Here is a 15,205-nt window from a genome sequence, read left to right on the forward strand (position 1 = left end):
GTCCGGCCGCCCGGCAAGCCCGGCGGGATGAATTCCGCCGGAGGCCGCCCTCAGCGGGGCTGGACTTCTCCCCAGCCGGAGGTCTCCCGCGCGACGATGGCCGCGAGCAGGCGGATGGCGCCCGGCCCGTCATTCAGGCAGGGGATCAGCGTCAGGCTTTCGCCGCCGGCGGCGAGGAACTCGTCGCGCAGCTCATGGCCGATCTCGTCCAGCGTCTCGATGCAGTCGGACAGGAAGCCGGGCGTGATGACGGCGAGGTGACGCAGCCCCTGCCTTGCCATGCCGACCACCGTCTCGGCGGTATAGGGTTGCAGCCACGGTTCGCGCCCGAAGCGCGACTGGAAGGTGAGCGGCATCTCCGCCTCGGAGAGGCCGAGCGCCGCGCGCAGCGCCGCCATGGTCCGTTCGCATTCGGCGCGATAGGGGTCGCCGGAGGCGACGTAGCGTTCCGGCAGGCCGTGGAAGGAGGCGAGGATGCGCTCCGGCTGCCGCGGCAGGCCGGCCAGGGTCCCGCGCAGGCTCTCCGCCAGCGCCGCGATGTAGAGCGGGTGGTCGGGGAAGGAGGGGGCGATGCGCAGCGCCGGCTGGTGCCGCATCCGCATCAGGGCGCGGAAGACGTCGTCGTTCACCGTCGCCGTCGTGGTGGCGCTGTACTGCGGATAGAGCGGCACGACCAGGATGCGGTCGCAGCCCAGGTCCCGCAGCGCCGAGAGCCGCTCGGCGATGGAGGGGCGGCCGTAGCGCATGGCCCAGTCGATGACGGGCGCTTGCCCGCAATCCCGCAGCAGCGCCGATTGCAGCAGGGCCGCCTGGGCGCGGGTATGGGTGCGCAGGGGGGATTCGTCGCGCGCCGTGTTCCAGATGCGGCGGTAGGCGGCGCCGCTGCGGAAGGGGCGGGTGGTCAGGATGACCCCCTGCAGCAAGGGCTGCCAGAGGAGGGGGTTGTTCTCGATCACCCTCCGGTCCGACAGGAACTCGGACAGATAGCGGCGCATGTCCCGGTAGCCCGTGGAATCGGGCGTGCCGAGATTGACCAGCAGCACGCCGATGCCGGGGGCGGAGAAGGAGGCGCCGCCGGGGGGCTGGCGGGTCATGCGAGAAGGTCTCCCGGGCTCAGGCGCCGCAGCTCGGCGGCCAGGGCGGCGCCCATGCGGGCGGCCTCGGCCGGCGCGCCTTCGATATGGCGGCGCAGCAGGAAGCCACCATCCTCCCGCGCCACCAGCCCGTCCAGCCGCAGCCTGCCGCCCGGCAGCAGGCGGGCATGGGCGCCGATCGGCGTGCGGCAGGAACCCTCGAGCCCGGTCAGCAGGGCCCGTTCCGCGGTCATCGCGAGCCGCGCTGCGGCATCGTCGATGGCGGCCAGCCGCAGCCGGGTGGCATGGTCGCCGGCCCGCGCGGTGATGGCCACGATGCCCTGGCCGGCGGCGGGCAGCATCACCTCCGGCTCGAGCACCAGGCTGGCGCGGTGCCGCAGGCGCAGCCGGTCCAGGCCGGCCAGCGCCAGGGGCGCGGCGGCGAAGTCGCCCTGTTCCAGCCGCGCCAGCCGCGTCTGCACATTGCCGCGCAGCAGCCCGAAGCGCAGGTCGGGGCGCAGGGCGCGCAGCTGCGCCACGCGGCGCGCCGAGGCGGTGCCGATGCGGGCGCCGACGGGCAGGAAAGGCAGCGGCAGGCGGTGTTCCTCGGGCGGGCAGGAGGGGGCCAGCACCAGCGCGTCGCGCACATCGGCGCGCGGCAGCACGGCGGCGATGGCGATGCCGGGCGGCAGCTCGGTCTCCAGGTCCTTCAGGCTGTGCACGGCGAAGTCGATCCGCCGGTCGAGCAGCGCCTCGTGGATCTCCTTGGCGAAGAGGCCCTTGCCACCGAGATCCGCCAGGCGGCGGGCCTCACGGTCGCCGGTGGTGCCGATCGGGACGGCCAGGGCAGGCTCCGCGCCGCCGGCCGCCGCCAGCGCCTCCAGGACGAGCTGGGTCTGGGCCAGGGCGAGGGGGCTCTGTCGCGTCCCGGCCAGCAGGGCGGCCGGGCGCGGGCGCGCCAGCGGGGGCGGCGCGGTGTCAAGGACGGCGGACATCGGGGAAGTCTCTCGGGGAGGGAAGGGGGAGGCCGGGCGCGGCGCCCGGCCTCCTGATGGCCGGAGCCTTATCCGGCGGCGACGTCGGCCGCGGTGGTCGGCGCCGAGGCCGGGGCGGTATGGACCCGCTTGATGGCCTCCTCGACACCGGCGGCATAGGCGGGGTCCGCCCGGCGGAAATGCCCGAGCTGGCGGTCGATGATGAAGCGGGGCACGCCCTGCATCGCGCCGGCGATGTTCTCGAAGAGCTGCCGCTTCTGCTCGGCGTTCATCAGCCGGAACAGGTTGCCGGCCTGGGTGTAGTCGTCATTGCCGGCGCGGTGGTCGTAGTGGTCGGCGTCGCCCGAGATCCGCAGCGGCGGCTCCTTCACGCCGGGGTCCTGCACCGGGCCGTCGAAGGAGTTGGGCTCGTAGTAGTGGTCCGTGCCCACCGGCGCGTCGAAGCGCATGGCGCCATCGGCATGGTAGCTGTTGACCTGCGCCTTCGGCTTGTTGACCGGCAGCGCCTCGTAATGCGTGCCGACGCGGTAGCGGTGCGCGTCGGCATAGGCGAAGATGCGGCCCTGCAGCATCTTGTCCGGCGAGAAGCCGATGCCGGGCACGATGTTGGAGGGCGAGAAGGAGGACTGCTCGATCTCCGCGAAATAGTGCCTGGCGTTGCGGTTCAGCTCCAGCACGCCGATGTCGATCGGCGGATAGTCGGCATGCGGCCAGACCTTGGTCACGTCGAAGGGATTGTAGGGCGTCTTCTCGGCGTCCAGCTCCGGCATGATCTGCACCTGCACCGTCCAGCGCGGGAAGTCGCCGCGCTCGATGGCCTCGTAGAGATCGCGCTGGGCGCTCTCGCGGTCCTCGGCGATGACCTCGTTGGCCTCCCGGTTGGTCCAGGTCCGGATGCCCTGCTGGGTCTTGAAATGGAACTTCACCCAGTGGCGCTCGCCGGCATCGTTCCAGAGCGAGTAGGTGTGGCTGCCATAGCCGTTCACGTGCCGGTAGCTCTGCGGCAGGCCGCGGTCGCTGAACAGGATCGTGACCTGGTGCAGGCTCTCCGGCGAGAGCGACCAGAAGTCCCACATCGCGGTGGGCGAGCGCAGGTTGGTCGCCGGGTGGCGCTTCTGCGTGCGGATGAAGTCGGGGAACTTCAGCGGATCGCGGACGAAGAAGACCGGGGTGTTGTTGCCCACCAGGTCCCAGTTGCCGTCCTCGGTGTAGAACTTCAGGGCGAAGCCGCGCACGTCGCGCTCGGCGTCCGCCGCGCCGCGCTCGCCGGCGACGGTGGAGAAGCGCAGCAGCGCCTCGGTCCGCGCGCCGGGCTGCAGCGCCTTGGCGCGGGTGTAGCGGCTGATGTCGCCGGTGATGGTCAGGGTGCCATAGGCGCCGGAGCCCTTGGCATGCACCACCCGCTCGGGGATGCGCTCGCGGTTCTGGTGCGCCAGCTTCTCGATCAGCTGGTAGTCCTGCAGGAGCAGCGGGCCGCGCGGGCCGGCGGAGAGGCTGTTCTGGTTGTCGGCGACGGGGGCGCCGGCGGTGGTGGTCAGGGTGGGAGGCTTGCGGTTTTCGGACATTCCGGAATTTCCTCTCGGCAGGGGTGAGGATCTTCTACCAGTCGCCGCTTGATCGGTTAAATCGATCCTCTATTCTGTTGCGATAGGCCTAACCTATCGAAAGGGGTGATCATGGCGGCACAGACCCTGGCCGGCCTGTCCCTGCGCGACCTGGAATACGCCGTGGTCGTCGAGGAACTGCGTCACTTCGGCCAGGCCGCCGATCGTTGCGGCGTCAGTCAGCCTACCCTCAGCGAACAGATCCGCAAGCTGGAAGCCATGCTGGGCGTCACGCTCTTCGAGCGGCAGGCCCGCCGCGTCGGCGTCACGCCGCAGGGGGCGGTGCTGCTGGCCCAGGCGCGCGCGGTGATGCGCGAGGCGCGGCGCCTGCTCGACCTGGCGCAGGAGCAGGCCTCCCCCCTGGCGGGGCCGCTGCGCCTGGGCGCCATCGCCACCCTCGGCCCCTACTACCTGCCGATGGTGCTGCGCGCCGTGCGCGACCGCTTTCCGCAACTGGTGCTGCGGCTGCAGGAAGGGCGCACCGCCGCCCTGGTGCGGGCGCTGGAACAGGGGGAGCTGGATGCCGCCCTGGTGGCCCTGCCGGTCGCCTCCGCCGGTCTGGCCAGCGAGGCGCTGTTCTTCGAGCCCTTCCTGCTGGCCTGTCCCCAGGGCCATCCCCTGCAGTCCCGCCCGGAGGTGACGCTCGCCGATCTCGAGGGCGGTGGCCTGCTGCTGCTGGAGGAGGGGCATTGCCTGCGGGACCAGGCGCTCTCCCTCTGCGGCCTGCCGCGCGCGGACGGGGAGGAGCGCTTCGCCAGCAGCCTGGAGATGCTGCGCCATATGATCGCGGCCGGGGAGGGCTTCTCCCTGCTGCCGAAACTGGCGGTGCAGGAGGGCGCCGACCTGGGCGGGCTGATCGCCATGCGGCCGCTGGCCGATGCTCGGGTGGGGCGCAGCATCGGCCTGGTCTGGCGGCGCACGGACCCGCGGCGGGAGAGCTATCGGGAACTGGCCGCTTTCCTGCGGCACGCCGCCCCCGCGCCATAGGGCCTGCCGTCAAATTCACCACATTGAATTGTGTTGACGCGCGAATAGCGTTCTGAAAACGTCAAGATCCAGCCGCAGGCGGGGAATTGGCGATTCAGGGAAGCGGAATTCAGTCCGGACGCCCCGCTTGGGACAAAGCTCCGACAGGCGCTTGCAGCTTCGGGCGCTGTCTCTGTTATCCTGTGCGGCCAGTGCCCGGCCCGGGCCTGGTCCGCCGTCGCCGGAGGAGAAGCATCATGCAGGGATTTCCCGTCTCCCGCCGCAGCGTCGCCGGAGCCGGCCTGGCGCTCGGCACGGCCCTGGCCGGCGGCGCGCGCGCCCAGGGCGCGACGCAGCTGCTCAATGTCTCCTATGACCCGACACGCGAATTCTACCGCGCCTACAACGCGCTCTTCGTCGAGGACTGGAAGCGCAGGACGGGACAGACCATCCGCGCCAGCACCTCGCACGGCGGCTCGGGCCGGCAGGCCCGCTCGGTGATCGACGGGCTGCAGGCCGATGTCGTGACCCTGGCGCTGGCCTATGACATCGACGCCATCGCCGAGCGCGGGCTGATCGACGCCAACTGGCAGAGCCGCCTGCCGCAGAACAGCGCCCCCTATACGAGCACCATCGTCTTCCTGGTGCGGAAGGGCAATCCGAAGGGGCTGCGCGACTGGGGCGATCTGGCGAAGCCGGGCGTCGCCGTCATCACCCCCAATCCCAAGACCTCGGGCGGGGCGCGCTGGAACTACCTGGCCGGCTGGGCCTGGGCGCAGCGCCAGCCGGGCGGCTCGCCCCAGGCGGCCGAGACCTATATCGCCGCGCTGTTCCGCAACGTGCCGGTGCTCGATACCGGCGCGCGGGGCTCCACCACGACCTTCGTGCAGCGCGGCCAGGGCGATGTGCTGCTGGCCTGGGAGAACGAGGCGCATCTGGCCTTCGCCGAATTCGGCCGCGGGCAGTTCGACATCGTCTATCCCGGCTTCTCCATCCTGGCCGAGCCGCCGGTCGCGGTGGTGGACCGGAACGTGGACCGGCGCGGCACCCGCGCCGCGGCCGAGGCCTTCCTGAAGGGGCTCTACGAGCCCGAGGCCCAGAGCCTGGCGGCGCAGCATTTCTATCGCCCCCGCGACCCCGCCGCCCTGGCCGCCGCCGGCGACCGCTTCCCGCAGCTGGAGATGATCACCATCGACGACCCGCTCTTCGGCGGCTGGCGCAAGGCCCAGGCGGACCACTTCGAGGATGGCGGCCTGTTCGACCGCCTCTACCGACCAGGACGATGAGGGGCGGGGGCGCCTCCGGCCTGCGGCGCCGGGTGTTGCCCGGCTTCGGACTCAGTCTCGGCCTGACCCTCGCCTGGCTCTCGACGATCGTGCTGATCCCGCTCCTGGCGCTGGTGCTGCGGCCCCTGGAGCTGGGCCCGGCGGGGATCTGGGCCTCGCTGGCGGAGCCGCGTGTCTGGGCGGCGCTGCGGCTCTCCTTCCTGGCGGCGCTGGCGGCGGCGGCGCTGAACCTGCCGATCGGCCTGCTGGCGGCCTGGGTTCTGGTGCGCTACCGCTTTCCGGGCCGCCGCCTGCTGGATGGCATGGTGGACCTGCCCTTCGCCCTGCCGACCGCCGTCGCCGGCCTGGCGCTGACGGCGCTCTACGCGCCGAACGGCTGGCTCGGCGCGCCGCTGGCGGCGCTGGGCGTGAAGGTCGCCTACACTCCGCTCGGCGTGATGCTGGCCATGGCCTTCGTCGGGCTCCCCTTCGTGGTCCGCACCGTGGAGCCGGTGCTGCGCGACCTGCCGCGCGAGGCGGAGGAGGCGGCGGCGACCCTCGGCGCCGGCCGCGGGCAGACCTTTCGGCGCGTCATCCTGCCGGCCCTGGCCCCGGCGCTCCTGGCGGGCTTCACCATGGCCGCGGCGCGGGCGATCGGGGAGTATGGCAGCGTCATCTTCATCGCCGGCAACATGCCGATGGTCAGCGAGATCGCGCCCCTGCTCATCGTGGTGCGGCTCGAGCAGTTCGATTACGCCGGCGCGGCGGCGGTGGGCCTGGCCATGCTGTTCCTGTCCTTCCTTCTGCTGCTGGTGCTCAACCTGGCCAGCCGCTTCTGGCGGCCGGCATGAGGCGGCGCGGCGGCGAGCCCCGTGTCGAGGTGGCGGCCGAGGCGCCCTGGGTCCGCCGCCTGGCCATCCTGCTGGCCGTGCTGGTGCTCGGCCTGCTGCTGCTGCTGCCGCTGCTCGCCGTGGCGACGGAGGCGCTGCGCCGCGGCTGGACGCCGGTGGTCGCCGCGATCACCGACCCCGACGCCCTCGCCGCGATCCGCCTGACGCTGCTGATCGCGGCGATCTCCGTGCCGGTCAACACCCTGGGCGGGCTGGCGGCCGCCTGGTGCATCGCCAAGTTCGACTTCCCCGGCCGTGCCCTGCTGCTGGCGCTGATCGAGCTGCCCTTCTCCGTCTCGCCGGTGATCTCGGGGCTGGTCTGGGTGCTGCTCTTCGGCGCGCAGGGCTGGCTCGGCCCCTGGCTGCAGGAGCGCGACATCCAGATCGTCTTCGCCCTGCCGGGGCTGGTGCTGGCGACGATCTTCGTCACCTTCCCCTTCGTGGCGCGCACCCTGGTGCCGCTGATGCAGGAGCAGGGGCGCTCGGCGGAGGAGGCGGCGGCGACGCTCGGCGCCTCGGGCTGGCAGACCTTCCGGCGTGTCACCCTGCCCGACATCCGCTGGGCCCTGCTCTCCGGCGTCCTGCTCTGCAACGCCCGCGCCATGGGGGAGTTCGGCGCGGTGTCCGTGGTATCGGGGCATATCCGCGGGGAGACCAACACCATGCCGCTGCATATCGAGATCCTCTACAACGAGTACCAGTTCGTGGGGGCCTTCGCCGTGGCCGGGCTGCTGGCCCTGCTGGCGCTCGTGACCCTGGCGGCCAAGGCGCTGCTCGAGCGTTCCGGCGACCTGGCCCGCCTCCGCCGACCGCCCGCATGAGTGTCGAGATCCTCGGCCTGTCGCGCCGGTTCGGCGAGGCGCAGGCGCTCCGGGACGTGTCTCTCTCCATCGCGGCGCGGGCCTTCGTGGCCCTCCTCGGCCCCTCCGGCTCCGGCAAGACCACCCTGCTGCGCATCCTGGCCGGCCTCGACTTCGCCGATTCGGGCACGGTGCGGATCGAGGGGCGGGACATGGCGGAGGTGCCGGCGCGCGAGCGCGGCATCGGCTTCGTGTTCCAGAACTACGCGCTGTTCCGCCACATGACGGTGTTCGAGAACGTCGCCTTCGGCCTGCGCGTCCGGCCGCGCCGCGCCCGCCCGCCGGAGGCGGAGATCGGCCGCCGGGTGCGGCGCCTGCTGGAGATGGTGCAGATCCCGGAGCTGGAGCGGCGCTATCCCGACCAGATCTCGGGCGGGCAGCGGCAGCGCGTGGCGCTGGCCCGCGCCCTGGCCATCGAGCCGCCGCTGCTGCTGCTCGACGAGCCCTTCGGCGCGCTCGATGCCGAGGTGCGCAAGGGGTTGCGCCGCTGGCTGCGCGAGCTGCACGCGCAGCTCGGCATCACCATCGTCTTCGTCACCCACGACCAGGACGAGGCCATGGAGCTGGCCGACAAGGTGGCCGTCATGCAGGCCGGGGAGGTGTCGCAGTTCGACCCGCCCGAGGTGTTGCTGGAGCGGCCGGCCAATGCCTTCGTTGCCGGCTTCCTCGGCCATGCCGCCCGCCTGCCGGCCCGCTTCCAGGGCGGCACGCTGCGCTTCGAGGACCCTGGCCTGGGCACGTTGCCGGGCGCGGCCCTGGCGGTCGCGCCGCGGCGCGAGGGCGCGGCCCTGGCCTTCGTGCGGCCGCATGAGTGGGAGGTGCGGTGCGCCGGGGAGGGGCCAGGGGAGGGGCCAGGGAAGGGGCCAGGGGAGGGTGGGGGGAATGCCGTCATCCGCGCCAGCCGGCCCGCCGGCGGGCGGCGCCACCTGGAGGTCGATCTGGCGGGGCTGACGATCGAGATCGAGGTCGAGGGCGGCGCCGGGTATGAGCCCGGCCGGCCCTGCGTGATCCGCCCGCGCACCGCCCGCGCCTATTCCTGACACCCCCCGCTACCACAAGGGCGGCAGCCTTCCGCGCGTGACAGCGGGCCGACTGTGCCCGTGACGCCACGCTGTGTTTCGGAATGCGACAAATTCGCACCTTTCGTCGCCGGGCGGCCTTGAGAGATGCTTGCGTCCTGTATATGCGAGCGACTCTCAATATCAGATCAAGGCACGCCCTCCATCATGACCTGCGGTCGCGCAGCCTCTCTCCGACGAAGCGTCTCCCTCCTCGCCCTGGCCACCGGTCTGGCAGGCGGCCCGCTCACGGCTTCCGCGCAATCTCCCGCCGCGCCGGCGCCCAATGCCGTGCAGCTGCCCGAGGTGAACGTGCAGGCCGGCGTGGAACGCGGATACAGCCCGGTGCAGGGCTTCGTCGCCGGCGTCAGCGCGACCGCGACCAAGACCGACACGCCGCTGATCGAGACGCCGCAATCCATCTCGGTCATCACCGCGGACGAGATCCGCGCGCGCGACGCGCAGAACATCAACCAGATCATGCGCTACTCGGTCGGCGCCGTCACCGAGACGCGCGGCTCGGCCGCGGTGCGCCTCGATCAGATGACCATCCGCGGCTACTCGCCGAGCCAGTATCTCGACGGCATGCGCCTCGCCGGCGGCCGCGACGCCAATCCGAGCCTCGACGCCTATCGGCTGGAGCGGCTGGAGGTGCTGCGCGGCCCGGCCTCGGTGCTCTACGGCACCACGCCGCCGGGCGGCATCATCAACGCCGTCAGCAAGCGCCCGACCGAGGAGCGCATCCGCGAGGTGCTGCTGCAGGCCGGCACGCGCGAGCACTGGCGGGTCGCCGGCGACTACGGCGGCAAGCTGGACGAGAACGGCGAATGGCTCGGCCGCTTCATCGGCTCCTACGCCGAGGGCAACGGCGAACTCGATGAGGTGCGCGAGCGGCGCTACTTCTTCTCGCCCTCGCTGACCTGGCGGCCGACCAGCAACACCACCATCACCGTCCTCGGCCACTACCAGCGCGACCCGGAATCCGGCTCCTATGGCGGCGTGCCGGGCTGGGGCTCGGCGCTGCCCAATCCGAACGGCCGCATCGCCACGCGCTTCTATGACGGTGACTGGGACTTCGAGCGCAGCAACCGCGAGCACTACCAGATCGGCTATCTCGCCGAGCACCGCTTCAACGACACCCTGACGGTGCGGCAGAACTTCCGCTACATGCACACGCAGGGCGAGTATCGCAGCCTCTACGGCTCGGCGATCAGCAGCGACATGACGCAGCTGATCCGCTCGGTCTTCGGCACGGATGCCGACCTCGATGTCTTCAACCTGGACAACCAGGTGCAGGCCAAGTTCGACACCGGGCCGGCGCGGCACACCCTGCTGGCCGGGCTCGACTACTTCCGCGTGCTCAACGACGTCTATACCGGCTCGAACGTCTATAACGGCCGCACCCCGAACGGCGTCCTGCGGCAGAGCCTGTTCAATCCGGTCTATGCCAACCAGAACACCCGCTGGCCCGGCTTCGCCACCTACAGCAGCCAGCGGCAGAACCAGCTCGGCGTCTATCTGCAGGATCAGGTGCGGATCGGCCAGCTGGTGCTGATGGCCGGCGGCCGCATCGACTGGTCGGACAGCACGACGGAGAACCGGCGCGCCGGCAGCTTCGCCCTGACCGGTACCTCGCGGCAGACCGACAGCGCCTTCACCGGCCGCGCCGGCGCCGTCTATCTCTTCGAGAACGGCCTCGCGCCCTATGTGAGCTACTCCGAGAGCTTCGAGCCGCAGACCGGCACCGACCGCAACCTGAACCCCTTCGACCCGACCACGGGGCGGCAGTACGAGATCGGCCTGCGCTACCAGCCGCCGGGCACCAATCTCTCGATCGCCGTCGCCGCCTTCGACCTGCTGCGGGAGAACGTGCTGAGCACCGATCCGGTCAATCCGCAGTTCAGCGTGCAGAACGGCGAGGTGCGCACGCGGGGTTTCGAGCTGGAGGCCAAGGCGACGCTGGCGCAGGGCCTGAGCCTGACCGCCGCCTATTCCTATCTCGACATGGAATACACCAAGAGCAACAACAGCGTCGGCATCGACTACGGCATCGAGGGGCGGGCGAGCGGCGGCACGGTGCGGCAGGAGGGCAAGGTGCCGACCGGCATCCCGCGCCACAATGCCTCGGCCTGGCTGGACTATACCGCGCCGGAGGGTCGCTTCGGCGGGCTCGGCGTGGCGGGCGGCGTGCGCTACCTCGGCTCCTCCTGGGGCGATCCGGCGAACACCTTCAAGGTGGATTCCGCGACCCTCTTCGACGCCGCGCTGCGCTATGATCTCGGCCAGGTCAGCCGCGACCTGAACGGCATGCAGCTCGCGGTCAACATCCAGAACGTCGCAGATACGCGCTACGTGGCGAGCTGCCTGTCCTATGCCTGGTGCTGGTATGGCTATGGCCGCACCGTCACCGGCTCGCTGCGCTACCGCTTCTGATGGCCGCATCCGGCAGCACGGCGGCGCGCCGCGCCGCGCCGCCCGCCGCCGAATGGCGCAGGAAGCTCGGTATCCTGCTGCGCGTGGTCGCCGCCATCGGCGGCGGCTATGCGCTGGCCGCGCTCGCCGCCACGGCGGCGGCCCTCGCCCTGCCGATGCAGCGGGCCGATGCGGTGCTGACCGGAATGCTGGCCAGCTTCGCTGTCTATTGCGGCGCCGTGGTCTGGGTCTTCGCGGCGCGTGACGTGCTGCGGGCCTGGCTTGGCATCCTGCTGCCCGCGGCGCTGCTGGCCGGCATCGCCTTCCTGGCGCAAGGCTGGGTGGCGCCATGAAGACCGGCTTCCGGCAATCCATGGCTTGGTTGCACACCTGGTCCGGCCTGCTGGTCGGCTGGGTGCTGTTCCTAATCTTCCTGACCGGAACCGCCAGCTACTTCCGCCCCGAGATCTCGTTCTGGGCGCGGCCGGAGTTGCATCGGCCGCAGGCCGAGGTGGCCTCGCTGCAGCCCGTGCTGGACGCCGCCCTGCGGATGAGCGGCGGCAATGACCTGACGTTGACGCTGCCCAATCCCCGCCTGTCCCTGGCCTCCGCCTTCTGGCGCGACCCCACGGCCAGCGGCCGGGGCTTCCGCACCGCCCTGCTCGACCCTGTCAGCGGCGAGGCCCTGAAGGCGCGCGAGACCCGCGGCGGCGACTTCTTCTTCCGGCTGCATTTCGACCTGCACTACATGTCGCCGATCTGGGCGCGCTGGATCGTCGGCCTCTGCTCCATGTTCATGCTGGTCGCCATCGTCAGCGGCATCATCACGCACCGGCGCATCTTCTCGGACTTCTTCACCTTCCGCCCGCGCAAGGGCCAGCGCTCCTGGCTCGACGCGCATGCCGTGACCGCCGTGCTGGCGCTGCCCTACCACCTGATGATCACCTATACCGGGCTGATCACGCTGATGCTGCTCTACATGCCCTGGGGCGTGCAGGCCGCCTATCGCGACGATCCCCGCACTTTCACCGCCGAGGTCTTCGGCAGCCAGCCGCCGGTCCGCCGCTCCGGTCAGGCCGCGCCGCTGGTGGCGATCGACCCCATCCTGGCCGAGGCGGCGCGGCTCTGGGAGGGGGGGCGCGTCGCGCGGGTCACCATCCGCAACCCGGGCGATGCGGAAGCGCGCATCGACATCAATCGCGGCGATGACGACCGCCTGGCCGCCAGCCGCCAGAGCCTGGTCTTCCATGGCGTGAGCGGTGCGCTGCTGGATCGGGATGACCGCGACAGCGGCACGGCCCTGACGCATGGAGCCTTCTACAGCCTGCATGTCGGGCGCTTCGCCGAGGGGGCGCTACGCTGGCTGTTCTTCCTCTCCGGCCTGGCCGGCACCGCCATGGTTGGCACCGGCGTGCTGCTCTGGGCCGTCAAGGAGCGACAGGAGCACCGCAAGGCGGGCCGCGTCGGCCCCGGCCTGCGGCTGGTGGAGGTGCTAAACCTCGCCACCCTGGCGGGGCTGCCGGTGGCCATGGCCGGCTTCTTCTGGCTAAACCGCCTGCTGCCGGCGGAAATGCCGGGACGCTCGGGCTGGGAAACGGACGGGTTCTTCATCCTCTGGGGCCTCTGCCTGCTGCACGCTCTCTGCCGCCCCGGTCTGCGCGGCTGGATCGAGCAGCTCAGCCTGGCCGGGGCGCTCGGCCTCCTGCTGCCGGTGGCCAGCGCGCTGACGGTGCCGAGCCATCTGGGCGCCAGCCTGACGCGGGGGCCGGCCACGGTCGCGGCGGTGGAGCTGACCGTGGCCGCGCTGGGCGCCCTGATGCTCGGGGGCGCAGTCTATCTGGCGCGGCGGAAGGCGCCGCTGCCCCGGGCGGCGCGGGGCGCGGCGAAGCCGGCGGCGAGGCCGGCGGAATGATTCCGCTGAGCTTCGCCCTGGCCTATGCCGGCTTCGCCGGCCTCTGCCTGGCCATGGACCGCCACCAGCGCGACCTCTTCGGCCGCCGCCGGGCGGCGGGCCGCTCGGCCGGCCTGCGCTGGGCGGGCTGGCTGCTGCTCGGCCTGTCCCTGCCGCCCTGCGTCCTGGCGGCAGGCTGGGGTATCGGCAGCGTGCTCTGGTGTGGCCTGCTGACCCTGGCCGCCGGCCTTCTGGTCCTGTTGATGCCCTATGCGCCGCGGTTGCTGGCCCTGCCGCCGCTGCTGGCCCTGGCCGGGCTGCCGCTGGCCTGAGCGGGGTTGCGGAGGCCGCCCCGCTCCTGTTCCATGCCGGTCGATCCTGAACGGAGATGGATATGCTCAGTCGCCGCACTCTTCTGGCGGCCGCCGGCGCCGCCGGCGTGGCCGCCGCGCCCGGCCGCTTCGCGATCGCCCAGCCGGCCCGGCAGCGCCTGCTGAAGCTCGTGCCGCAGGCCAACCTGACCAGCCTTGATCCGGTCTGGACGACGGCGAACATCACCCGCAACCATGCCTACATGATCCATGACACGCTCTACGGCATGGACAGCAGCTTCACTCCCCGGCCACAGCTGGCGGAAGGGATGGTCGAGGAGGATGAGGGCCGCAGCGTCACCGTCACGCTCCGCGACGGGCCCCGCTTCCATGACGGCGAGAAGGTGCGCGCGCAGGATGCGGTGCCGAGCCTGCAGCGCTGGATGAAGCGCAGCCCGATGGGGCAGAAGCTCGCCATGTTCGTCGAGGAGATGGTGGTCGTGGATGACCGCCGCTTCCGCTTCCGCCTGAAGCAGCGCTTCCCGATGCTGAAGGCGGCACTGGCGCAGGTGAGCAACAGCCCGCCCTTCATCGTCCCCGCCCGGCTGGCGCAGACCGACGCCTTCACCCAGATCCGCGACACCACGGGCTGCGGCCCGTTCCGCTTCAAGGCGGACGAGTTCAACTCGGGCAGCCTCGTCGTCTATGAGCGCAACGCCGAGTACAGCCCGACGCCGGACGGTCAGCCGAGCCTGACGGCCGGGCCGAAGGTGCCGCATTTCGACCGCGTCGAATGGCACATCATCACCGATGCCTCGACCGCCGCGGCGGCGCTGCAGACCGGCGAGATCGACTGGTTCGAGCAGCCGCCGCCGGAGATCCAGATGCTGCTGGCACGCAACCGGCAGATCTCGATCGAGGCGATCGACCCGTTGCCGCTGGTCGGTGTGCTGCGCTTCAACCACCTGCACGCGCCGTTCAACGACAAGAAGATCCGCCAGGCGCTGCTGCCCGCCATCAGCCAGTCCGATTTCATGAGCGCCGTGGTCGGGCCCGAGCCGTCGCTCTACTTCGACAATGTGGGCGTGTTCACGCCCGGCACGCCGATGGCGAGCGAGGTGGCGCTGGAGCCGCTGAAGGGCGAGCGCAGCCTCGACCGCGCCAAGGCGCTGCTGCGCGAGGCCGGCTACGGCAACCAGCCCATGCGGCTGATCGGGCCCACCGACATCCTGGCGCCGTCGGCCATGACCCAGGTGGCGGCGGATCTGGTGCGGCGCCTCGAGTTCAATGCCGACATCGCACTCGGCGACTGGGGCACGGTGGTGCAGCGCCGCACCTCGCGCGAGCCGGTGGACAAGGGCGGCTGGAGCATGCTGCTCACCTCCTTCTCCTCCTTCGACTTCGCCGATCCCTCGGCGCATTTCCCGCTGCGCGGCAACGGTGCCGCCGCCTGGGTCGGCTGGCCGGACATGCCGCGCCTGGAGCAGCTCCGCGACGAGTGGTTCCTCGCGACCGACCTCCCGGCGCAGAAGCGGATCGGCGAGGAGATGCAGCGCGTGGCGATGGATGAGCTGCCCTACATCCCGGTCGGCGCCTACAAGTCGATGACGGCGATCAACAAGAACCTCCAGGGCCGTGTTCCCGGCTTCGCCATCATGTGGAACATGCGGCGCGTCTGATCGTCCTGACATATCGGGAGAGGAAGGGGCCGGAGCCCCGGGGTGCGGGCCGGTTGGCGGTGTGGCCCCCGGCCCAGCGGCGCGCCCGGCCCGGCCCCGCGGGCCCCCGCCCCTTTTCGCGATGTGACCCCGGTCACTGCGCCGATGCAGGGAGTCGTCGAAATTCTCGCGCACCAAGGCGTATCCCGCAACGCAACGCGT

13 protein-coding genes are annotated in these 15,205 nt (G+C 71.4%); 10 read left to right on the forward strand and 3 right to left on the reverse strand.

Annotated features, from left to right (window positions below; genetic code table 11):
- Window positions 1-50: 50 nt before the first annotated feature.
- The 3 genes from hemH to ACVMLK_RS03795 form a co-directional block, all read right to left on the reverse strand.
- Complete coding sequence (gene hemH, locus ACVMLK_RS03785; RefSeq protein ID WP_457485674.1) at window positions 51-1,094, reverse strand: ferrochelatase; 1,044 nt, start codon at window positions 1,092-1,094, stop codon at window positions 51-53.
- Entirely contained in the window at window positions 1,091-2,068 is a 978-nt protein-coding gene (hemC, locus tag ACVMLK_RS03790; protein ID WP_457485675.1) for a hydroxymethylbilane synthase, read from the reverse strand. The genes hemH and hemC overlap by 4 nt, the downstream gene beginning before the upstream one ends.
- Before the next feature lie 68 nt (window positions 2,069-2,136).
- Window positions 2,137-3,633: a catalase gene (locus ACVMLK_RS03795; RefSeq protein WP_457485676.1), complete on the reverse strand. Its 1,497-nt coding sequence runs from the start codon at window positions 3,631-3,633 to the stop codon at window positions 2,137-2,139.
- Between the two features lie 111 nt (window positions 3,634-3,744).
- Between ACVMLK_RS03795 and ACVMLK_RS03800 the strand changes: the two genes are divergently transcribed.
- The 10 genes from ACVMLK_RS03800 to ACVMLK_RS03845 all read left to right on the forward strand — a co-directional run bounded on the left by ACVMLK_RS03800 (window position 3,745) and on the right by ACVMLK_RS03845 (window position 15,004).
- Window positions 3,745-4,659 (forward strand): LysR substrate-binding domain-containing protein, encoded by a 915-nt coding sequence (locus ACVMLK_RS03800; protein ID WP_198366906.1) that lies wholly within the window; start codon window positions 3,745-3,747, stop codon window positions 4,657-4,659.
- Window positions 4,660-4,895: 236 nt separating this feature from the next.
- A complete protein-coding gene (locus ACVMLK_RS03805) occupies window positions 4,896-5,924 on the forward strand; it encodes a sulfate ABC transporter substrate-binding protein (protein WP_422925159.1) in 1,029 nt (342 codons plus the stop codon).
- A 32-nt stretch (window positions 5,925-5,956) separates the two neighbouring features.
- Window positions 5,957-6,754: a sulfate ABC transporter permease subunit CysT gene (cysT, locus tag ACVMLK_RS03810; protein WP_457485685.1), complete on the forward strand. Its 798-nt coding sequence runs from the start codon at window positions 5,957-5,959 to the stop codon at window positions 6,752-6,754.
- The gene (gene cysW, locus ACVMLK_RS03815) at window positions 6,751-7,614 is read left to right on the forward strand and encodes a sulfate ABC transporter permease subunit CysW (RefSeq protein ID WP_422925161.1); all 864 of its coding nucleotides are present in this window, start codon (window positions 6,751-6,753) and stop codon (window positions 7,612-7,614) included. Before cysT ends, cysW begins: the two co-directional genes overlap by 4 nt.
- Window positions 7,611-8,693 carry a sulfate/molybdate ABC transporter ATP-binding protein gene (locus tag ACVMLK_RS03820; protein WP_457485677.1) on the forward strand — a complete coding sequence of 361 codons (1,083 nt, stop codon included), beginning with the start codon at window positions 7,611-7,613 and terminating at the stop codon, window positions 8,691-8,693. Before cysW ends, ACVMLK_RS03820 begins: the two co-directional genes overlap by 4 nt.
- Window positions 8,694-9,002: 309 nt before the next feature.
- Window positions 9,003-11,144: a TonB-dependent siderophore receptor gene (locus tag ACVMLK_RS03825; RefSeq protein WP_457485678.1), complete on the forward strand. Its 2,142-nt coding sequence runs from the start codon at window positions 9,003-9,005 to the stop codon at window positions 11,142-11,144.
- Entirely contained in the window at window positions 11,144-11,476 is a 333-nt protein-coding gene (locus ACVMLK_RS03830) for a DUF3649 domain-containing protein (protein ID WP_457485679.1), read from the forward strand. The genes ACVMLK_RS03825 and ACVMLK_RS03830 overlap by 1 nt, the downstream gene beginning before the upstream one ends.
- Window positions 11,473-13,035 carry a PepSY-associated TM helix domain-containing protein gene (locus tag ACVMLK_RS03835; protein WP_422925168.1) on the forward strand — a complete coding sequence of 521 codons (1,563 nt, stop codon included), beginning with the start codon at window positions 11,473-11,475 and terminating at the stop codon, window positions 13,033-13,035. Before ACVMLK_RS03830 ends, ACVMLK_RS03835 begins: the two co-directional genes overlap by 4 nt.
- Window positions 13,032-13,346, forward strand: coding sequence for a DUF3325 domain-containing protein (locus ACVMLK_RS03840; protein ID WP_457485680.1), 315 nt, complete (start codon window positions 13,032-13,034; stop codon window positions 13,344-13,346). The genes ACVMLK_RS03835 and ACVMLK_RS03840 overlap by 4 nt, the downstream gene beginning before the upstream one ends.
- A gap of 62 nt (window positions 13,347-13,408) precedes the next feature.
- Entirely contained in the window at window positions 13,409-15,004 is a 1,596-nt protein-coding gene (locus tag ACVMLK_RS03845; protein ID WP_422925170.1) for an ABC transporter substrate-binding protein, read from the forward strand.
- Window positions 15,005-15,205 lie beyond the last annotated feature (201 nt).

It is taken from the genome of Teichococcus aerofrigidensis (assembly GCF_054073225.1).